The organism is Pseudomonas sp. O230 (assembly GCF_045447035.1).
Taxonomy (GTDB): Bacteria; Pseudomonadota; Gammaproteobacteria; order Pseudomonadales; family Pseudomonadaceae; genus Aquipseudomonas.
On the sequence record NZ_JBJGXN010000011.1, the window covers coordinates 139,616 to 158,689 of the forward strand.

The following is a 19,074-nucleotide window of genomic DNA, read 5'->3' on the forward strand; positions in this document are numbered from 1 at the left end:
AAATGTCTATGAGCTTGCCGCTTTTTCCGCTGAACACGGTGCTGTTTCCTGGCTGCATACTTGATTTGCAGATATTCGAGGCGCGCTACCTGGACATGATCAGCCGCTGCATGAAGCAGGGCGGCGGTTTTGGTGTGGTGTGCATCCTTGACGGTGAAGAGGTCGGCATCGCTCCGGCAGGTTATGCACTGGTCGGCTGTGAAGCGCTGATCACCGATTTCAAGCAACAGGACAACGGATTGCTGGGTATTCGCGTGCAGGGCGGACGGCGTTTCCGCGTGTTGCGCACCGAGGTTCAGCGCGATCAACTGATCGTCGCCGAGGTCGAGTGGCTGGAAGACGAGCCGGAGCAACCGTTGCAGGATGAAGACGCCGACCTCGTCGCGCTGCTCAAGGCCCTGGCGGAACACCCGATGGTCGAAGCGCTGAACATGGGTACTGAAGCGACCGGGCAACAGTCGCTGGCCAATCAGTTGGCGTACCTGTTGCCGTTCGCCGAAGTGGACAAGATCGACCTGCTGCAACTCGACGATCCGCAGCAACGACTGGATGCGATCCAGGCGCTGCTGGATGAATTGCAGGGTTAGTTGTTCGCCTGATCAGTAGGCGTATCGCAACATCGCGTGGGGCAGATGTCGCAGTGCGAAGAACCCGAATAACGTCACCATCGCCGGCAACACCAGCCACCAGACCTTGGGTGGCATGGCATTGAGCGGGGTCTGGCGCTGGATCAGCCCCAGGCTCGCCGCACAGACACACGCCGCCAACATGGCACCGGCCAGCACATCCGTTGGCCAGTGCGCGCCGAGGTAGACGCGCGACAAGGCAATCGCCAGCGCTGGCAAGCAACCCACCAGCAACCAGGTCAGGCGCATGCGCGGCGGTTGCCCGCGACCGGCCAGAACGGCGAGTGTCAGAAACAGCGCAAACGAACCCGAAGCGTGACCGCTGGGCATGCTGTAGCTGACCAGCGGATCACTTAGAACCTCCGGGCGCACGCGGGCGAAAAACTGTTTGGTGGCGGTGTTGCCGAGTGCGGTGACGAGCAGGGTGCTGCCAGCGAAAATCGCCTGGCGCCATTGTCGGGTCAGCAGCAGCAAAGCGGTCAGCAGGGTGCTGAACAGCAGCATGTTGCGGAATTCGCCGATCAGCGTGAAAGTCACTGCCACTTCATCGAGCATCGCGCTGCGGTGTTCCTGCACCAGGGTCATCACGCCCTGATCGAGCGCGGTGAGGTGCGGGTAGCCGATGAATAATCCGGCCAGAATCAGCAGGCTCATGCCGGCAATCAACATCGTAGCCTTGCGATGACGGCGCAGGCTGCTGGTCGCGCTCAGGCCGACCATCACCGCGATACTGCCCGCGACAATCCCGGCCTCAGGCCAGAAACCCTCCGGCAATGGCAAGCGAATCGCCGCGCCCGTGGCCCAGCCAGGCAGCAGATAGGCGACGCTCCACCCGGCGGCGGCCAGCAGGCTGACGGCGACGAAGCGCGGGAAGGGCATGTCGAACATCCCGGCGACCATCGGTAGCATCGGTCGCAGTGGCCCGATGAAACGTCCGACCAGCAGGCTGGCGATGCCATACCGTTGGAAGTAAGCCTCGGCGCCGGCGATCCATTCCGGGTGATGGCGCAGGCCAGGCAGGCGGCGGATGTTCTGATGGAAATGGCGCCCCACAAAGTACGAAACGATGTCGCCCAGCACGCCGGCGACGAATCCCAGCAGCAAGGTTTCGCTCAGCGATAGCGCGCCGCTGCCGGCCAGCACGGCGACGGCAAACAGCAACACCGTGCCGGGCACGATCAAACCGGCAATCGCCAGGCACTCCACGAAGGCCACTATGAATACTGCGGCGGCCAGCCATTGCGGGTTGACCGTCAGCCATCCGGTCACGCTATCGAGCCATGGGCCCATAAATACAACTCCATTGAATATTCAAATGGTCCCCGTGGACCCGCGCACATCTCGAAGCACAATTGAATCCTGTGGGAGCGGGCTTGCCCGCGATAGCGGTATAACAGGCGACATTGATATCAGCCTGCATGGCCTCATCGCGGGCAAGCCCGCTCCCACAGGGATTGCGAAGGCTTCAAGTTCTTTGATTGTTCATGTCAGCACAAAATAATCGCGACCTTCGACCTGTCCCCGCCGCAGCGGGTTCCGCGTGCAATACGGCGCGTAAGCCGCATCGACGAAGCGGTACATCAGATGCTCATCGCGCCCATGAGGAATGCCCAGACGGGTGGTTTGAATGATGTGACCCGGCGCCGGGCCGACATCCTCCACCAGCAGCACTTCGTGATCAAAGCGCTTGGCGTCCCATACCGGTACCTTCAAACCCAGTGCCTTGCACAGCAGCGTTTGCCCTGCGCAGAGTTTTTGCGACGGGCGAGGGCGGCCCTGGGCATCGGGATTGTTCAACAGCATCTGCGCCAGGCTTGCCGGGCCGCTCAATTCATCGACCCACGGATAAGCGGATTTGATCAAAACCGCATTGCCCGGACCTTGGGCGCTGAAGTTCAGGGAATCGCCGCCTCGGGCGTAATACATATAGATGTGGCCGCCATCCAGAAACAAAGCCTTACGCTTTTCCGTGTAGCCGAGAGAGGCATGACTGCCTTTTTCTTCGAAATAATAGGCTTCGGTCTCGATGATCCGGGCGCTGAGCCACAGCTCGCCGACCCGATGCCGGATGACTTTGCCGAGTAAATCCCGGGCCAGCGTTTGCGCATCCCGGTTGAAAAACGCGTCTGGGAGCCCGGTGGGCTGGCCGGCAGTTGTCGCGCGAACACTCAGGTTGGACATGATGAGCGGCATTTATCGAAGCTGATTGAGCCGTGATGATAACAATTTGCAGCTTAATCACGGCTGAACGTCGGCAAATTGCCGTCCATTTCGACCATCCGCCCGTCACCGCTGTTAGTCAGGGGACGCGACAGCTATAATCTGCCGCTTTACTCTTTACCAAGACCTTAGCAAAGACCGCCACCGACCATGACTGAGTCCGTTCTCGACTACATGACCCGCCTGGGTCGCGCCGCCCGTGAAGCGTCGCGCATCATCGGCCGTGCCAGCACCGCGCAGAAAAACCGCGCCTTGCAGGCGGCTGCCAATGCGCTGGATGCCGCGCGTACCGAGCTGACGGCCGCCAATGAACTGGATCTGGCGGCTGGTCGAGCCAACGGTCTTGAGCCTGCGCTGCTGGAACGTCTGGCGCTGACCCCGGAGCGTATCGACGGCATGATCGTCGGCCTGCGTCAGGTTGCAGCGTTGCCGGACCCGGTCGGGGCCATTCGCGACATGAGCTTCCGTCCGTCGGGGATTCAGGTTGGCAAGATGCGTGTGCCGCTGGGCGTGATCGGGATCATCTACGAATCCCGGCCCAACGTGACCATCGACGCCGCCAGTCTGTGCCTCAAATCCGGTAACGCGACCATCCTGCGCGGCGGTTCCGAGGCGATTCATTCCAATCGTGCCATTGCAGCCTGCATTCAACGCGGTCTGGCCGAGGCCGATCTGCCGGCCGCCGTGGTTCAAGTGGTCGAAACCACTGACCGTGCAGCCGTCGGCGCGTTGATTACCATGCCTGAATACGTCGATGTCATCGTGCCCCGTGGTGGACGTGGCCTGATCGAACGGGTCAGCCGCGATGCCCGCGTGCCGGTGATCAAGCATCTGGACGGTATTTGCCACGTTTACGTCAGTGCCCACGCCGATCTGCCGAAAGCCCAGCGCATCGCCTTTAATGCCAAGACTTACCGTTATGGTATTTGCGGTGCGATGGAAACGCTGTTGGTGGATCAAGCCGTTGCCAGAGATTTCCTGCCGGTGATGGCTGCCCAGTTCCGCGAAAAAGGCGTTGAACTGCGGGGGTGCGAGCGCGCGCGGGGGATCATCGATGCCGCAGTGGCCACTGAAGACGATTGGCACACCGAATACCTGGCGCCGATCCTCTCGATCCGCGTGGTCGACGGACTGGATCAGGCCATCGAGCACATTAACAAGTACGGCTCCCACCACACCGATTCGATCGTGAGCGAAAACCTTGCCGACACCCGGCGTTTTGTCGCGGAAGTCGATTCGTCGTCGGTGATGATCAACACCCCGACTTGCTTCGCTGATGGCTTCGAATACGGATTGGGTGCCGAGATTGGCATTTCTACTGATAAGCTGCACGCCCGCGGCCCGGTAGGCCTCGAAGGCCTGACCTGCGAGAAGTACATCGTGGTCGGTGATGGCCAGTTGCGCGGCCAGGCGTCGGTCTGACTTGGGCGACCTTAATCCGTCGGCCCCGGCAACTGCCAGCGAACCTGCGCCTCGACGTATCGGCATGCTGGGCGGGACGTTCGACCCTGTGCACATCGGCCATTTGCGCGGTGCGCTGGAAGTCGCCGAATCGCTGGCGCTCGATGAGCTGCGCCTGACGCCGAGTGCCAGGCCTCCGCATCGCGGCACGCCGCAGGTGTCGGCGAAGGACCGTCTGGGGATGGTCGAATGCGCCGTGGCCGGTGTGGCGCCGTTGGTGGTGGATGCCCGCGAATTGCAGCGGGACAAGCCGTCCTACTCCATCGACACCCTGGAACTGATGCGCGCCGAACTGGCCGTTGAAGACCAGGTTTTTCTACTTTTGGGCTGGGACGCATTTTGCGGCCTGCCCACTTGGCACCGCTGGGAAGAGTTACTCCAGCATTGCCACATCCTGGTGCTGCAACGCCCGGATGCCGACAGCGAACCGCCGGATGCCTTGCGCAACCTGCTGGCAGCGCGCTCGGTGAGCGACCCGCTGGCCCTCAAAGGGCCGAGCGGACAGATTGCATTCGTCTGGCAGACGCCGCTCGCGGTATCCGCCACCCAGATCCGTCAACTGCTGGCCAGCGGTAAGTCGGTACGTTTCCTGGTGCCCGACGCGGTCCTGGCCTACATCGATGCGCACGGACTTTACCGTGCGTCGAACTGAAAAAGGGTGCGCTTCAAGGCACGTGAATGCGTGTAGCGAAGCGCCCGAACATACGAGCAAAACGAGTTTTATATGACGAACAAAGACGTAACTAAAGTAAAGCGCAAAGGCACATTCAAGAGCGCCCCCCTGCCAGTAGAAGTTCCAACTGGCGCGCCACTGGCCGGCGAAGAGCTGGTCAAGGTTGCCGTAGCGGCCCTGGAAGACGTCAAGGCCCAGGACATTCAGGTCATCGACGTTCGTGAAAAGCAGAGCATCACTGACTTCATGATCATCGCCACCGGTACGTCCAACCGCCAGATCGGCGCGATGCTGGACAAGGTCCGCGAAGCCGTCAAAGCCCTGGGCGTCAAGCCATTGGGTGAAGAAGGCAAGGGCGACAGCGACTGGGTGCTGCTGGATATGGACGACGTCATCGTGCACATGATGACCGCCTCGGCTCGCCAGTTCTATGACCTGGAGCGCCTGTGGGCCGGTGCAGAGCAGAGCCGTTCGGCCAGCGCTGCGCATCACAGCCCGGAAAACACCCATGAGCATTTCACCAAGCTCAACAAAGACCAGCAATAAGGGACCGCTGTGCGACTGCGACTGATCGCCGTCGGTTCACGCATGCCCAAATGGGTGGAAGAAGGCTGGCATGAATATGCCAAGCGTCTTCCGTCCGAGCTGGCGCTGGAACTGGTGGAAATACCGCTCAACACCCGTGGCAAGAACGCCGACGTGGCGCGCTTCATCCGTCAGGAAGGCGAAGCCATGCTGGCCAAGGTCGGGCCTAACGAGCGCGTTGTCACCCTCGAAGTCCACGGCAAGCCCTGGAGCACCGAGCAGTTGGCGGTCGAACTCGATCGCTGGCGGCTGGACTCGCGCACGGTGAATTTCATGGTCGGCGGCCCCGAAGGGCTGGCGCCGGAAGTGTGTGCGCGGGCGGATCAGCGTTGGTCGTTGTCGCCGTTGACGTTGCCGCACCCGCTGGTGCGGATTCTGATCGGCGAACAGCTGTACCGTGCCTGGACAGTTCTGTCCGGCCACCCTTACCACAAGTAGTTCTGCCTCATGTCCCAGCCGATCCGCATCAAGGACCACGAAAAAGACGCCCGTCTGGTGCGTGGTCGCGTCGTGTTCGGGGCCATTGCAGTGGTGGTGCTGATCGGCGTGTTGATCGCTCGCCTGTATTTCCTGCAGGTGATTCAGTACGAATATCACTCGACCCTGTCGGAAAACAACCGCGTCCATGTGCAGCCGATTCCACCGACGCGCGGATTGATCTTCGACCGCAATGGCGTGGTGGTGGCCGACAACCGGCCGAGCTTCAGCCTGAGCATGACCCGCGAGCGCTCCGGCGACTGGCAGCAAGTGCTCGACGTGATCGTCGAAGTGCTGGAAATGACGCCCGAGGATCGAGTGATCTTCGAGAAGCGCATGCGGCAGGGGCGGCGGCCGTTCGAGCCGGTGCCCATCCTGTTCGAGCTGACCGAAGAGCAGATCGCCCGAATCGCGGTGAACCAGTTCCGTCTGCCGGGCGTGGAAGTGGTTGCACAGCTGGTGCGTCACTATCCACAGGGCGCGCACTTTGCGCACTCGGTGGGTTACATGGGGCGGATCAACGAGAAAGAGCTGAAGTCGCTGGACCCGGTGAGTTACAGCGGCACCCATCAAATTGGCAAAACCGGCATCGAGCGCTTCTACGAGCCGGAATTGCACGGTCAGGTCGGTTACGAAGAAGTCGAGACTAACGCCCGTGGCCGCGTGCTGCGGGTGCTGAAACGTACCGATCCGATTCCCGGCAAGGACATCGTCCTGAGCCTGGACATCAAATTGCAGGAAGCCGCTGAAGCCGCACTCGGCGGTCGTCGTGGGGCGGTCGTGGCGCTGGACCCGAAAACCGGCGAAGTGCTGGCGATGGTCAGTCAGCCGAGTTTCGACCCGAACCTGTTCGTCACCGGCATCAGCTTCAAGGCTTATTCCGAGCTGCGCGACTCGATCGACCGGCCGCTGTTCAACCGCGTGCTGCGCGGTCTCTACCCGCCGGGCTCGACCATCAAGCCAGCGGTGGCGATTGCCGGTCTGGATTCGGGCGTGATCACCGCGTCGACCCGGGTCTTTGACCCCGGCTACTACATGTTGCCCAACTACGATCACAAGTATCGCAACTGGAACCGCACCGGCGACGGTTACGTGGACCTGGACACGGCGATCATGCGCTCCAATGACACCTACTTCTATGACCTGGCGCACAAGCTTGGGATTGATCGGTTGTCGGCGTACATGGGCAAGTTCGGTATCGGCCAGAAAGTCTCCCTGGATATGTTCGAGGAATCGCCGGGCCTGATGCCGTCCCGTGAATGGAAGCGCGCTACCCGTCGGCAGGCCTGGTTTCCGGGCGAAACGCTGATCCTCGGGATCGGCCAGGGCTACATGCAGTCGACTCCATTGCAACTGGCCCAGGCCACGGCGCTGGTGGCCAACAAAGGCGTTTGGAACCGTCCGCACCTGGCGAAGACCGTAGAAGGCGAGAAGCCCAAGGATGAGAACCCGATGCCGGACATCATCCTGCGTGACCCGTCTGACTGGACCAAGGTCAACCACGGCATGCAGCAGGTGATGCACGGCGCCCGCGGTACCGCGCGCAAGGCCTCTATCGGTGCGCAATACAGGATTGCCGGCAAAAGTGGTACGGCCCAGGTGGTCGCGATCAAGCAGGGCGAGAAGTACGACCGCTCCAAGGTTCAGGAACGACATCGTGACCACGCCTTGTTCGTCGGCTTCGCGCCGGCCGACAACCCGCAAATAGTGGTGTCGGTGATGGTCGAGAACGGCGAGTCCGGTTCCGGTGTCGCCGCGCCCGTCGTACGTCAGGTCATGGACGCGTGGCTTCTGGACCAGGACGGCCGACTGAAAGCCGAGTACGCCAGCCCTACCAGTGCGGAGGCTACGGCCCGTGAAGAGTAATTTCGATCGCATCCTCTCCAGCGAGGATGTGATGCGTCGCCGTGCGACGCTGTTGCAACGCCTGCACATCGACGGCCCGTTGCTGATCCTGCTGCTGACGCTCGCCGCCGGCAGCCTGTTCGTGTTGTATTCGGCCAGCGGCAAGAGCTGGGACTTGTTGGCCAAACAAGCCACTTCGTTCGGCATCGGCCTGGTGTCGATGATCGTCATCGCCCAGTTCGAACCGCGATTCATGGCCCGTTGGGTGCCGGTCGGTTATGTAGTCGGCGTGCTGTTGCTGGTGGTGGTGGACGTCATGGGCCACAACGCCATGGGCGCCACGCGCTGGATCAACATTCCAGGGGTGATCCGCTTCCAGCCTTCGGAGTTCATGAAGATCCTGATGCCGGCGACCATCGCCTGGTATTTGTCCAAACGCACTTTGCCGCCGCAGCTCAAGCATGTGGGCGTCAGTCTGTTCCTGATCGGTTTGCCGTTCATTTTGATCGTGCGACAACCCGATCTCGGCACTTCGCTGCTGATCCTTGCGGGTGGCGCATTCGTTTTGTTCATGGGCGGACTGCGCTGGCGCTGGATCATCAGCGTGCTGGCCGCCGCTGTACCGGTGGCCGTGGCGATGTGGTTTTTCATCATGCACGACTACCAGAAGCAGCGAATCCTGACGTTCCTCGACCCGGAAAGCGATCCGCTGGGCACCGGGTGGAACATCATTCAGTCGAAAGCGGCCATCGGTTCCGGCGGCGTGTTCGGCAAGGGCTGGCTGTTGGGCACCCAGTCGCACCTGGACTTCCTGCCCGAAAGCCACACTGACTTCATTATTGCGGTGATGGGTGAAGAGTTTGGCCTGGTGGGCATCTGCGCACTGCTGCTGATTTACCTGCTGTTGATCGGTCGCGGGCTGGTGATTACCGCCCAGGCCCAGACATTGTTCGGCAAACTGCTCGCGGGCGCCCTCACCATGACGTTTTTTGTTTACGTTTTCGTCAACATCGGTATGGTCAGTGGCCTGTTGCCGGTTGTGGGGGTGCCGTTGCCGTTCATTAGCTACGGAGGAACTTCGCTGGTGACGCTGCTGTCAGCGTTTGGGGTTTTGATGTCGATCCATACCCATCGTAAGTGGATCGCACAGGTTTGAATAAGGTGAAGATTTCAATGCAAGTAATGCGTGGCTGGGCGACTCGATACGCGCCATGGGTCGGCCTGGTAAGCATCCTTGGCACAGCGCAGGACGCGTTGGCCGGCGATTACGAAGGCACACCCCAGGTGGCCGAATTCGTCGGTGAAATGACCCGCGATTACGGCTTTGCCGGTGAACAGCTGATGGGCGTGTTCCGCGAAGCCGAGCGCAAACAGTCGATTCTGGACGCGATCTCCAAGCCTGCCGAGCGGGTCAAGCAATGGAAAGAATATCGCCCGATGTTCATCACCGACGCGCGCATTGCTCGTGGCGTGGATTTCTGGCGGCAGCACGAGGCGGTACTGGCCCGAGCCGAGCAGGAATATGGCGTGCCAGCCCAGGTGATTGTCTCGATCATCGGCGTTGAGACCTTTTTCGGTCGAAATACCGGCAATTTCCGGGTAATCGACGCCTTGTCGACCCTGGGTTTCGACTATCCTCCCCGGGCCGAATTCTTCCGCAAGGAATTGCGTGAGTTCCTGCTGCTGGCCCGGGAAGAGCAGGTCGATCCACTGACCCTCAAAGGCTCCTACGCCGGGGCGATGGGCTTGCCGCAGTTCATGCCGAGCAGTTTTCGCGCCTATGCGGTGGACTTCGACGGTGACGGCCACATTAATATCTGGACCAATCCGGACGATGCCATTGGCAGCGTCGCCAGTTATTTCAAGCGGCACGGCTGGGCGGCCGGCGAGCCGGTGGTCAGCCGCGCCGATGTGCGTGGCGAGCAGGTGGATGAGGGTTTGACCACCGGCATCGAACCGACTAAAACCGTCGGAGAGTTGCGGGCTCTAGGGTGGTCAAGTCATGATGCGCTGCGCGATGATATGCCGGTCACGGCATTCCGCCTGGAAGGTGACAATGGCCCTGAGTACTGGATGGGCCTGACGAATTTTTACGCAATCACGCGTTATAACCGCAGCGTGATGTACGCCATGGCCGTACATCAACTGTCTGAACAGCTGGTCCAAGCACGGGGCGTCAAGTAATGCGGGCATTGCCTATGAATAAACCCCTGAAGCTGATGGCATTCGCCGCGTTGGCAGTGCTGGTCGCCAGTTGTTCGACCAGTCGCGCGCCGTCTCAGAAATCCTCTACCGCCGTGCGCTCGACGCCGGGGCTGGACATCAACCGCGCCCACAAAGATGGCGCGCCGTGGTGGGACGTCGACGTATCGCGCATCCCGGATGCCACGCCGACCCTGCACACCGGTCCTTACAAGGCCAACCCGTATACCGTGCTGGGCAAGACTTACTTCCCGCTGCAAGAATCCAAGACCTACGTCGCCTCGGGCACGGCGTCGTGGTATGGCACCAAGTTCCACGGCCAGAACACCGCCAATGGCGAGGTTTACGACCTGTATGGCATGAGCGCCGCTCACAAGACCTTGCCACTGCCCAGTTACGTTCGGGTGACCAACCTCGACAACAACAAGTCAGTGATTTTGCGGGTCAATGATCGTGGGCCGTTCTACTCGGACCGCATCATCGACTTGTCCTATGCCGCCGCCAAGAAACTCGGCTACGCCGAAACCGGCACGGCGCGGGTCAAGGTCGAAGGCATTGATCCTCAGCAATGGTGGGCCGCCAAAGGCCGTCCGGCGCCTTTGATGCTCAACGAGCCGCAAGTGGCGCAAAATGCCGCGCCGACGATTACCGCGTCCGCCGGCACGGTCGAGCAATGGACTCCGCCGCCGCAGCAACACGCGGCGGCCGTCGTGCCCGTGCAGATCGATGCAAAAAAAAACGCTTCTGCACCAGCCTCTGGCCAGTATCTGCAGGTGGGCGCGTTCGCCAACCCGGACGCTGCAGAACTCCTGAGATCGAAGCTCAGCGGGATGGTGAGCGCTCCGGTGTTCATCAGCTCGATCGTGCGCAATCAACAGACACTGCATCGGGTGCGCCTGGGGCCGATCGGCTCGCCGGGTGAAATCCAGCAAGTGCAGAACAGCGTGCGCCTGGCCAATCTCGGTTCGCCGAGCGTGGTCACCGCCGAGTAACACGTAGTACTTGATTGACGGTTCACTTGCGGTTTTGGGGGGTGAACCTGGTTGTTGGCTCGTTGAAGAACAAAAGCCCGGCAAGGGTTCTGAGTGAACGACTGAACACGCGACAACCCGTTAGAAGGTTGTCTGATTAGTTTTGCCCTCGGGCAGTTTCCATTAGCGATTTCGAGAGACGGATGAACATCACCACCTTTGCCAAACGCCTGTGCCTTCTAGTCCCGCTGCTCCTCTCACCTGCCGCCTTCGCGGTCGAGATGATGCCGTCGCCGCCACAACTGGCCGCCAAAGCCTATGTGCTCATGGATGCCAGCAGCGGCAACGTGCTGGTCGAGAACAACGGTGACCAGCGTCTGCCGCCTGCCAGCCTGACCAAACTGATGACCGCGTACATCGCGACCCTGGAAATCCGTCGCGGCCAGATCGGCGAAAACGATCCGGTGACCGTCAGCGAAAACGCCTGGCGCACCGGCGGTTCGCGGATGTTCATCAAGGTCGGTTCGCAGGTAACTGTCAGCGACCTGTTGCACGGCATCATCATTCAGTCGGGTAACGACGCCAGTGTTGCGCTCTCGGAGCACATCGCCGGTAGCGAAGACGCCTTCGCCGACATGATGAACAAAACCGTGGCCGACCTGGGCATGACCAACAGCCACTTCATGAACCCGACCGGCCTGCCTAACCCTGAGCACTACTCGTCGGCTCACGACATGGCCGTGCTGGCTCGCGCAATCATCCACGAAGACCCGGCTCACTATGCGATCTACTCGCAGAAAGAGTTCTTCTGGAACGGCATCAAGCAACCTAACCGTAACCTGTTGCTGTGGCGCGACAAGACCGTCGACGGTCTGAAAACCGGCCACACCGACGAAGCTGGCTACTGCATGGTGTCTTCGGCCGTACGTGATGGCATGCGCCTGATCGCCGTGGTGTTCGGCACCAACAGCGAAGTGGCACGTGCTTCGGAAACCCAGAAGCTGCTGACCTACGGTTTCCGTTTCTTCGAAACCCAGACCTTCTATCAGAAAGGTGCCGAGCTGGCCCAGGCGCCTGTCTGGAAGGGCGCTACCAATCAAGTCAAGGCCGGCCTGGCCGAAGACCTGACCATGACCCTGCCAAAGGGCCAGCTGAAAAAGCTCGCTGCCAGCATGACCATGAACCCGCAACTGGTTGCGCCAATCGCCAAGGGCGACGTGATCGGTAAAGTCGAAGTCAAACTGGACGACAAGGTAGTGCACAGCGCTGACCTGATCGCTCTGGATGGCGTTGAAGAGGGTGGTATCTTCCGTCGCATGTGGGATAGCATCCGTCTATTCTTCTACGGCTTGTTCAACTGAATTAGTGTGCACCTGCATGGTCCCGCGCTCATCCGGCGCGGGGGCATGCCCGTCGCCACGGCTTACGCTTACGAGGCCGTTACGCCATGACCGATACCGAAGTAAAGGCGCCCAAGATCGAATTCCCCAACGTTGATTACCCGGTTAAGGTGATCAGCGATACCGGTGTTGGCAACAAAGACAAGATCATCGAGATCGTCAAGAAACACGCGACGATCAACCATGACCGTGTGGATGAACGCCAGAGCACCAACGGCAAATACACCACGATTCAGTTGCACATCGTCGCCACCGACCAGGACCAGCTGTACAACATCAACAGCGAACTGCGGGCTACCGGCTTCGTGCACATGGTGCTGTGATGTCTGGCACGCTGGGCTTTCGCGAGCTTGGCCAGATGGCTTACGAGCCCGTCTGGCATGCCATGCAACGTTTCACCAACGAACGCGGCAGCGATGCCGCGGACGAAATCTGGCTGGTTGAACATCCTCCGGTGTTCACTCAGGGCCAGGCCGGCAAGGCCGAGCATCTGTTGTTGCCGGGAGATATTCCGGTGGTGCAGGTCGATCGCGGTGGTCAGGTGACTTATCACGGGCCCGGCCAGTTGGTCGCCTATCTGTTGCTCGATGTACGCAAGCTGGGTTTCGGTGTGCGTGACCTGGTCACCCGCATGGAGCACTGCCTCATCGAGCTGCTGGCCAGCTACGGCGTGACGGCTGCGGCCAAACCGGATGCGCCCGGCGTCTACGTCGACGGGGCGAAAATCGCATCCTTGGGTCTGCGGATCCGCCACGGTTGTTCCTTTCATGGCCTGGCCCTGAACGTGGACATGAACCTGGAACCGTTTCGACGGATTAATCCCTGCGGCTACGCCGGGCTGGCGATGACCCAGCTGAGCGATCACGCAGGATCGATTGAATTTGCCGAGGTTAGTGCCCGGCTGCGCGCGCAGCTCGTCAAACACCTCGACTATGCTGAGCAGACGACCCTAACGGGCGGAATCGACTGATATGACTACTGATGCAGTGCAAACCATGATCCCGACGCTGGATGTCACCGAGCGTCCGGCCCCGCGTGCCAAGGTAGAAGCCGGCGTCAAGCTGCGCGGCGCCGAGAAGGTTGCACGCATCCCGGTAAAGATCATTCCGACCACCGAACTGCCGAAGAAGCCTGACTGGATCCGCGTGCGCATCCCGGTTTCCCCGGAAGTCGATCGCATCAAGGCCCTGTTGCGCAAACACAAGCTGCACAGCGTTTGCGAAGAAGCGTCCTGCCCGAACCTGGGCGAGTGCTTCTCCGGCGGCACCGCGACCTTCATGATCATGGGCGACATCTGCACCCGTCGCTGCCCGTTCTGTGACGTTGGCCACGGCCGTCCGAAACCACTGGACGTGAATGAGCCGGAAAGCCTGGCTATTGCCATCGCCGACCTGAAACTGAAATACGTAGTGATCACCTCGGTTGACCGCGACGACCTGCGTGACGGCGGTGCCCAGCACTTTGCCGACTGCATCCGCGAAATCCGCAAGTTGTCGCCGAATGTGCAGCTCGAAACCCTGGTCCCGGATTACCGCGGGCGCATGGACGTGGCGCTGGAAATCACCGCCGCCGAGCCGCCAGATGTGTTCAACCACAACCTGGAAACCGTGCCGCGCCTGTACAAGGCTGCGCGTCCGGGTTCGGATTATCAGTGGTCGCTGACCCTGCTACAGCGCTTCAAGCAAATGATGCCGCACATTCCGACCAAGTCCGGCCTGATGCTGGGTCTGGGCGAAACCGACGAAGAAGTCATCGAAGTCATGAAGCGCATGCGCGAACACGACATCGACATGCTGACCCTCGGCCAATATCTGCAACCTTCCCGCAGTCACTTGCCGGTGGAGCGTTTCGTGCACCCGGACACCTTCGCCTGGTTCGCCGAGGAAGGTTACAAAATGGGCTTCAAGAACGTCGCTTCCGGTCCATTGGTACGTTCTTCGTACCACGCCGATGAGCAGGCGAAGCTGGTTAAAGCTGAATTGATGTCGTCCTTGTAACAAAACGCCCGCAAGGCATTTCAGCCTTGCGGGCGTTTTTTGTTGGCTGCGCTTACGGCAACTACAGTCTTTTCCTGCAACCTGTGGGGCGACTGACCCTCTTCTGTTTATTCCCGTTCCTGACTACTGTGTGCAGAAGTTTTCGCGCAGGGAGATTCATGGATGACCGTTCGACCGACCCACACTCTTTTCCCCCATAAACCCGTACCGGCCTTGCCCTCGGAAGGGCTGATCGGCGTCATCGCGCCCGCCGGCCCTGCTGGGCTGGATACCGATAAGGCCCTCAGCTGGATGCGCGCGCGCGGTTACGCGTTGCGGATTTTCCCTGGTGTGTATGAGCAGGATGGCTATCTGGCGGGCAGTGACGACGTGCGGCTCAATGACCTGCACGCAGCATTCGCCGACAACGAGGTCGATGCGATCATTTGCCTGCGCGGTGGTTATGGCACGCCGCGTTTGCTTGATCGCATTGATTTCGAATTGCTGCAGAACAACGCCAAGCCATTCATCGGCTACAGCGACATCACCGCCCTGCACCTGGCAATCAGCCGTTATGCCGGATTCGTGACTTTTCATGGTCCGCTGCTCAACGCTGATCTGTTGGGGGGCAAGCAAAAGCCTACCGAGTCTTCATTTTTCAACATGCTCAGGGGGCAGGTAAAGGCGGGCAGTGTGTTGACGCACCCGGTGGCTTACCCGTTGACCACAATCGAGCCTGGCATCGCTCATGGGCGCTTGCTGGGCGGCAATCTGTCGATGATTGCCGCGACCATGGGCACGCTTTATGAAATCGACGCGGAGGGCGTCATCCTGCTCATCGAGGACATCAACGAGCCGCTGTACCGCATTGACCGGCTGCTGACCCATCTTCGGCTTGCAGGGACGCTGGGCAAGTTGCGCGGGGTTCTGGTGGGGGATGTGGCCGGGGTCGATCCGGTTGCATTGGAACGGTTGCTCAAGCAGACGTTTGAGCCGCTGCGGATTCCGGTACTGGCCGGGTGGCGCAGCGGGCATTGCGATCCGAACCTGACGTTGCCGATGGGGGCGCTGGTCCGGTTGGATGCGGGGAGCAAGGAGTTGGTGTTGGAGCAGGATGTTGTCACCAAGCGATAGGGCTTCATCGCCTGACATTCAGTCATCGCGAGCAAGCCCGCTCCCACATTCGACCGTGTTTCCATGCAAGAACGCGGTTAAATGTGGGAGCGGGCTTGCTCGCGAAGGCGGCATTCGCCATACGGCTAACTATCGGTTGCGCAAACCTTCGAGCAATTTGTGCGTCGGGTACCCGTCCGCCGGCCAGCCAAACGTCTGCTGGGCGCTGCGGATCGCTTTGCGGGTGTTGGCGCCGATGATGCCGTCGGCGGTGCCCGCATCGTACTTCTGCGCGCTCAGCAGGTTTTGCAGCTCGATCCGCTCGGAACGGCTCAGCGGCAAATCATCCTTCGGCCAGGTGCCATTGATAAAACCCGCGCCGTTGAAGCGCTCGGATAACAAGCTGACGGCCAGCGCGTAGGACGACGAGTTGTTGTACTTGAGGATTGCACGGAAGTTGTCGAGCACCAGGAATGCCGGGCCGCGATAGCCTGCCGGGAGCAACAAGGCCGCCGACAGGTGTTCCGACCCGGCCGGAACCTGGCCGCCGTTAGGCAACGTGACGCCCAATTGCTGCCATTCGGCGACGCTCTTGCGAATGGTGCCATCGGCCAACACGTAGTTGAAGCTGCCCGGCAGCTGCACTTCAAAGCCCCATGGCTGGCCTTTCTGCCACCCCGAGCTTTGCAGATAGTGCGCAGTCGACGCGAGGGCATCGGCGGAACTGCCCCAGATGTCGCGACGACCATCCCCATCAAAATCCACGGCGTGGGTGTTGTAGGTGGTCGGGATGAATTGGGTCTGACCCATGGCGCCGGCCCAGGAACCGAGCATTTTCTCCGGAGCGATATCGCCTTGTTGCAGGATCTGCAGGGCCGCGATCAATTGCGCGTGGGCGAAACCAGGGCGCCGGCCTTCGTAGGCCAGGGTCGCCAGGGAGTTGATCACCGACTTGCTACCCTGAAACTGGCCGAAGTTACTCTCCATGCCCCACACCGCGACCAGTGCCTGACGATCGACGCCGTAGCGTTGTTCGATGCTTTGCAGGATATCGGCGTATTGGCTGACCAGCGCCTGACCTTTGCGCACGCGCAGCGGCGACAGGGCGCCGTCGAGGTATTCCCACACCGGGCGGGAAAACTCCGGTTGGCTGCGGTCGGCACGGATCACGCTGGTGTCCAGGCTGACATTGGCGAAGGCGCGGTCGAACAGGTCGGCGCGGATGCCGGCGGCCAGCGCATCCTTGCGGAAACCCGCTTGCCATTCGGCGAAGGTCTGGGTCGGCTGGATGTCGAGATTTTCACCGGTCGGCACCACGGGCGGGATCACCGCAGGGGCTGTTGCGACGGGAAGGGTCTGAAGCGGTTGGGCGTCGGCGGCGGTCGGTTTTTCCGCGCAGGCGACAAGCAGAACGAGGCTGGAGGCAGCGATCAATTGGCGCAAATGCCAACGACGGGAAATACAAAGGGGCATGCACGGGTCCAGGAAATACGAATCAGGTGCAGACCTTAACATGTTGAGCGATGGCTTGCCTTTCAGGCCGCCAGAAAGTAAGAAGCCTCCCAGCTTTTAGACTGGAAGGCTTCGCGGCGGTAGCTGCCTTTGCCCTTGCCGGCTCGTTCCTGACGGCTTCGGAACAGTGGCTGGGCGATGATGGATTTGGCTTTGTTGGGGCCATGTTTTGATGGCTTTTTGCTCATGATCAGCTCTCTCGATTGAGTGGGGTTTGCGCGGGGAATAATCTGCCGAAGTTGGGGGTCTGTCCAGACCTCACATTGTGTAGGACCTTTCGCAAGCTCGCTCCAGCAGTGGGCAGAACGCAGCGACTCGTTCCAGCCGTCTTACTCCGCAGGCAGCGTCAATCGCTGTCCGGCCATCAGCAGCGACAACCGACTCAAACTCATCCACGGTGAACCCGCTGCCTGACCTTTGATCTGAGCGTCGATGCGCTGTGCTTCCAGCAACAACTGCGCCCAGCGTTGCGCCGAGTAACGTTGCAGGGCTTTGCTCATCAGCGGTTTGCGTTTGTCCCAGACCGGCGGACGGGCAGAGCTGAAGGCTTTGTCCAGCGGCACGCCCTGGCTGTATTGCAGCGACAGGCTGGCCAGCAAGCGCAGTTCCCGGGCCAGCGCCCAAAGAATCACCGGCGGTTCGACACCTTCCCCGCGTAGACCTTCGAGCATGCGCAGGGCATGCGCCGCTTCGCCGTTAAGAATCGCATCAGTCAGGCCGAATACATCGAAACGCGCGCTGTCGGCCACTGCGGCTTGCACGGTTTCGACCGTGATCTGCCCACCTTCGGCCATCAGCTTGAGTTTTTCGATTTCCTGCGCGGCAGCCAGCAAGTTGCCCTCGACTCGCGCGGCGATCAGTTCCACGGCGTCCTGGCTCGCGGACAGGCCGGCCTGAGACAAGCGCTGACGGATCCAGCTCGGCAACTGGTTGGCATCCACCGGCCAGATTTGCACGAACTGGGTGTGCTGACCTTCGACCAGCGCCTTGCCCCACTTGGTTTTCTGCGCGCTGCCGTCGAGCTTTGGCAGGCTGATCAGTAGCACGGTGTCTTCGGCCGGACGCGAGCAGTACTCGATGAATGCGGCAGCACCTTTGTCACCGGGCTTGCCGGACGGCAGACGCAGTTCCAGCAGGCGTTTTTCAGCGAACAACGACATACTCGCGCCGGCTTGCAGCAGCGTTCCCCAGTCGAAACTGGCGTCGGCGGCGAACACCTGGCGTTCGTCGAAGCCTTGTTGACGGGCGGCTGCGCGAATGGCGTCGGCGGCTTCCTGGCACAGCAGCGGATCGTCGCCACTGATGATGTAGACAGGCGCGAGCGCACCTTGCAGGTGTTTGGCGAGTTGGGCGGGGGCGAGTTTCATGGGCGAGGGCAAACGGGGCGCCTGAGCGCCCCGTAAGTCTTATTGCTGCGGGATTTCGACAGGCGACTGGCGCGGCGTTTCCGCTTCAGCCTTTTGCGCTGCTTCCAGTGCCGCGGCTTCAGCCTTGGCCTTGGCTTCGGCGGTCTGTTGCAACTGATCCAACTGAGTTGGCGTCAGCTGTTGCAGGCGGATCATCATGCGTTGAACCATTTCACGACGCGTGTCCTTGCGGGCATCGGCGGCTTCCTGATCGGAACCCACCAGGTTGTTGCCGTCGTGAATGAAGACGCGCTGCATTTCAATCTTGTCGCTCAACAGCGGCAGGTTGCCCTGGCCATTGATGTCGTAGCTGAGCACGGTCGTCAGCTCATACTCGCCAGTACGGCCGGCGCCTGCGTAGCTGAGAATGCGCTGGGTTTCTTTTTCATCGGCCAGCACCAGTTTGTAAGGTGCGCCGCTGTAAACCTTGACGCCGCTGTTTTCCAGCACCTGGCGCATCAGTTGCACGGTTTCGCCGTAGGAGTTGCGTGCGCTCAGGTCAATTTCCTTGATCGCCATTTCATAGGTGCCGGTGCCGCGCAGCTGGAAACCGCAGGCGCTCAACAGGACCGCGAGGCCCATCACCAGCAAATTGCGTTTGATCATC

The 19,074-nt window shown here is 60.8% G+C and carries 20 protein-coding genes; 14 read left to right on the forward strand and 6 right to left on the reverse strand.

Annotation, left to right across the window (positions count from 1 at the left end; translation table 11 throughout):
* The first annotated feature begins 8 nt into the window (after window positions 1–8).
* On the forward strand, window positions 9–587 hold the full coding sequence (locus ACI77H_RS24005) for an LON peptidase substrate-binding domain-containing protein (RefSeq protein WP_407014142.1): 579 nt from the start codon (window positions 9–11) through the stop codon (window positions 585–587).
* Between the two features lie 12 nt (window positions 588–599).
* Here the strand turns inward: ACI77H_RS24005 and ACI77H_RS24010 are convergent, their stop codons facing one another.
* Together ACI77H_RS24010 and ACI77H_RS24015 are read right to left on the reverse strand one after the other, a co-directional pair.
* The gene (locus ACI77H_RS24010; protein ID WP_407014143.1) at window positions 600–1,916 is read right to left on the reverse strand and encodes a bifunctional DedA family/phosphatase PAP2 family protein; all 1,317 of its coding nucleotides are present in this window, start codon (window positions 1,914–1,916) and stop codon (window positions 600–602) included.
* Between the two features lie 192 nt (window positions 1,917–2,108).
* Window positions 2,109–2,807, reverse strand: coding sequence for a DNA-3-methyladenine glycosylase (locus ACI77H_RS24015; RefSeq protein WP_407014144.1), 699 nt, complete (start codon window positions 2,805–2,807; stop codon window positions 2,109–2,111).
* 189 nt (window positions 2,808–2,996) lie between these two features.
* On the opposite strand from ACI77H_RS24015, the gene ACI77H_RS24020 reads away from it, so the two are divergent.
* The 13 genes from ACI77H_RS24020 (at window position 2,997) to ACI77H_RS24080 (ending at window position 15,570) form a co-directional block, all read left to right on the forward strand.
* A complete protein-coding gene (locus ACI77H_RS24020; protein WP_407014145.1) occupies window positions 2,997–4,268 on the forward strand; it encodes a glutamate-5-semialdehyde dehydrogenase in 1,272 nt (423 codons plus the stop codon).
* A 64-nt stretch (window positions 4,269–4,332) separates the two neighbouring features.
* Window positions 4,333–4,959, forward strand: a complete 627-nt coding sequence (gene nadD / locus ACI77H_RS24025) for a nicotinate-nucleotide adenylyltransferase (protein WP_407014302.1) — start codon at window positions 4,333–4,335, stop codon at window positions 4,957–4,959.
* A gap of 72 nt (window positions 4,960–5,031) precedes the next feature.
* Entirely contained in the window at window positions 5,032–5,526 is a 495-nt protein-coding gene (gene rsfS / locus ACI77H_RS24030; RefSeq protein ID WP_407014146.1) for a ribosome silencing factor, read from the forward strand.
* 9 nt (window positions 5,527–5,535) lie between these two features.
* Entirely contained in the window at window positions 5,536–6,003 is a 468-nt protein-coding gene (rlmH, locus tag ACI77H_RS24035) for a 23S rRNA (pseudouridine(1915)-N(3))-methyltransferase RlmH (protein ID WP_007937439.1), read from the forward strand.
* 9 nt (window positions 6,004–6,012) lie between these two features.
* On the forward strand, window positions 6,013–7,908 hold the full coding sequence (gene mrdA / locus ACI77H_RS24040; RefSeq protein WP_407014147.1) for a penicillin-binding protein 2: 1,896 nt from the start codon (window positions 6,013–6,015) through the stop codon (window positions 7,906–7,908).
* 31 nt (window positions 7,909–7,939) lie between these two features.
* Window positions 7,940–9,043, forward strand: coding sequence for a rod shape-determining protein RodA (gene rodA / locus ACI77H_RS24045; RefSeq protein ID WP_407014303.1), 1,104 nt, complete (start codon window positions 7,940–7,942; stop codon window positions 9,041–9,043).
* 17 nt (window positions 9,044–9,060) lie between these two features.
* Window positions 9,061–10,071: a lytic murein transglycosylase B gene (mltB, locus tag ACI77H_RS24050; RefSeq protein ID WP_407014148.1), complete on the forward strand. Its 1,011-nt coding sequence runs from the start codon at window positions 9,061–9,063 to the stop codon at window positions 10,069–10,071.
* Window positions 10,071–11,081, forward strand: a complete 1,011-nt coding sequence (locus tag ACI77H_RS24055) for a septal ring lytic transglycosylase RlpA family protein (RefSeq protein ID WP_407014149.1) — start codon at window positions 10,071–10,073, stop codon at window positions 11,079–11,081. The genes mltB and ACI77H_RS24055 overlap by 1 nt, the downstream gene beginning before the upstream one ends.
* A gap of 182 nt (window positions 11,082–11,263) precedes the next feature.
* Window positions 11,264–12,421: a D-alanyl-D-alanine carboxypeptidase family protein gene (locus ACI77H_RS24060; protein WP_407014150.1), complete on the forward strand. Its 1,158-nt coding sequence runs from the start codon at window positions 11,264–11,266 to the stop codon at window positions 12,419–12,421.
* 86 nt (window positions 12,422–12,507) lie between these two features.
* Window positions 12,508–12,783, forward strand: a complete 276-nt coding sequence (locus tag ACI77H_RS24065) for a DUF493 domain-containing protein (RefSeq protein ID WP_003215438.1) — start codon at window positions 12,508–12,510, stop codon at window positions 12,781–12,783.
* On the forward strand, window positions 12,783–13,430 hold the full coding sequence (lipB, locus tag ACI77H_RS24070) for a lipoyl(octanoyl) transferase LipB (RefSeq protein WP_128871443.1): 648 nt from the start codon (window positions 12,783–12,785) through the stop codon (window positions 13,428–13,430). Before ACI77H_RS24065 ends, lipB begins: the two co-directional genes overlap by 1 nt.
* 1 nt (window position 13,431) lies before the next feature.
* Window positions 13,432–14,457, forward strand: a complete 1,026-nt coding sequence (lipA, locus tag ACI77H_RS24075; RefSeq protein ID WP_010467371.1) for a lipoyl synthase — start codon at window positions 13,432–13,434, stop codon at window positions 14,455–14,457.
* A gap of 162 nt (window positions 14,458–14,619) precedes the next feature.
* Entirely contained in the window at window positions 14,620–15,570 is a 951-nt protein-coding gene (locus tag ACI77H_RS24080) for an LD-carboxypeptidase (RefSeq protein ID WP_407014151.1), read from the forward strand.
* 129 nt (window positions 15,571–15,699) lie between these two features.
* Here ACI77H_RS24080 and ACI77H_RS24085 read toward each other — a convergent pair whose 3' ends face one another.
* From ACI77H_RS24085 to lptE, 4 genes are all read right to left on the reverse strand, one after another.
* Window positions 15,700–17,022, reverse strand: coding sequence for a lytic murein transglycosylase (locus ACI77H_RS24085; protein WP_407014152.1), 1,323 nt, complete (start codon window positions 17,020–17,022; stop codon window positions 15,700–15,702).
* Window positions 17,023–17,084: 62 nt separating this feature from the next.
* Window positions 17,085–17,249: an alternative ribosome rescue factor ArfA gene (gene arfA, locus ACI77H_RS24090; RefSeq protein ID WP_071489899.1), complete on the reverse strand. Its 165-nt coding sequence runs from the start codon at window positions 17,247–17,249 to the stop codon at window positions 17,085–17,087.
* 141 nt (window positions 17,250–17,390) lie between these two features.
* On the reverse strand, window positions 17,391–18,428 hold the full coding sequence (gene holA, locus ACI77H_RS24095) for a DNA polymerase III subunit delta (protein ID WP_407014153.1): 1,038 nt from the start codon (window positions 18,426–18,428) through the stop codon (window positions 17,391–17,393).
* A gap of 39 nt (window positions 18,429–18,467) precedes the next feature.
* Window positions 18,468–19,073, reverse strand: a complete 606-nt coding sequence (gene lptE, locus ACI77H_RS24100) for an LPS assembly lipoprotein LptE (RefSeq protein WP_407014154.1) — start codon at window positions 19,071–19,073, stop codon at window positions 18,468–18,470.
* Window position 19,074 lies beyond the last annotated feature (1 nt).

Bases quoted from the DNA above. Each gene is read 5' to 3' on its own strand.
- ACI77H_RS24055 (WP_407014149.1), top strand. From the start codon at position 10,071: ATGCGGGCATTGCCTATGAATAAACCCCTGAAGCTGATGGCATTCGCC.
- rsfS (WP_407014146.1), top strand. From the start codon at position 5,032: ATGACGAACAAAGACGTAACTAAAGTAAAGCGCAAAGGCACATTCAAG.
- ACI77H_RS24080 (WP_407014151.1), top strand. From the start codon at position 14,620: ATGACCGTTCGACCGACCCACACTCTTTTCCCCCATAAACCCGTACCG.
- ACI77H_RS24010 (WP_407014143.1), bottom strand. From the start codon at position 1,916: ATGGGCCCATGGCTCGATAGCGTGACCGGATGGCTGACGGTCAACCCG.
- ACI77H_RS24020 (WP_407014145.1), top strand. From the start codon at position 2,997: ATGACTGAGTCCGTTCTCGACTACATGACCCGCCTGGGTCGCGCCGCC.
- ACI77H_RS24005 (WP_407014142.1), top strand. From the start codon at position 9: ATGAGCTTGCCGCTTTTTCCGCTGAACACGGTGCTGTTTCCTGGCTGC.
- lptE (WP_407014154.1), bottom strand. From the start codon at position 19,073: ATGATCAAACGCAATTTGCTGGTGATGGGCCTCGCGGTCCTGTTGAGC.
- holA (WP_407014153.1), bottom strand. From the start codon at position 18,428: ATGAAACTCGCCCCCGCCCAACTCGCCAAACACCTGCAAGGTGCGCTC.
- lipA (WP_010467371.1), top strand. From the start codon at position 13,432: ATGACTACTGATGCAGTGCAAACCATGATCCCGACGCTGGATGTCACC.
- ACI77H_RS24085 (WP_407014152.1), bottom strand. From the start codon at position 17,022: ATGCCCCTTTGTATTTCCCGTCGTTGGCATTTGCGCCAATTGATCGCT.
- arfA (WP_071489899.1), bottom strand. From the start codon at position 17,249: ATGAGCAAAAAGCCATCAAAACATGGCCCCAACAAAGCCAAATCCATC.
- mrdA (WP_407014147.1), top strand. From the start codon at position 6,013: ATGTCCCAGCCGATCCGCATCAAGGACCACGAAAAAGACGCCCGTCTG.
- rodA (WP_407014303.1), top strand. From the start codon at position 7,940: ATGCGTCGCCGTGCGACGCTGTTGCAACGCCTGCACATCGACGGCCCG.
- ACI77H_RS24015 (WP_407014144.1), bottom strand. From the start codon at position 2,807: ATGTCCAACCTGAGTGTTCGCGCGACAACTGCCGGCCAGCCCACCGGG.
- nadD (WP_407014302.1), top strand. From the start codon at position 4,333: ATGCTGGGCGGGACGTTCGACCCTGTGCACATCGGCCATTTGCGCGGT.
- lipB (WP_128871443.1), top strand. From the start codon at position 12,783: ATGTCTGGCACGCTGGGCTTTCGCGAGCTTGGCCAGATGGCTTACGAG.
- ACI77H_RS24065 (WP_003215438.1), top strand. From the start codon at position 12,508: ATGACCGATACCGAAGTAAAGGCGCCCAAGATCGAATTCCCCAACGTT.
- ACI77H_RS24060 (WP_407014150.1), top strand. From the start codon at position 11,264: ATGAACATCACCACCTTTGCCAAACGCCTGTGCCTTCTAGTCCCGCTG.
- mltB (WP_407014148.1), top strand. From the start codon at position 9,061: ATGCAAGTAATGCGTGGCTGGGCGACTCGATACGCGCCATGGGTCGGC.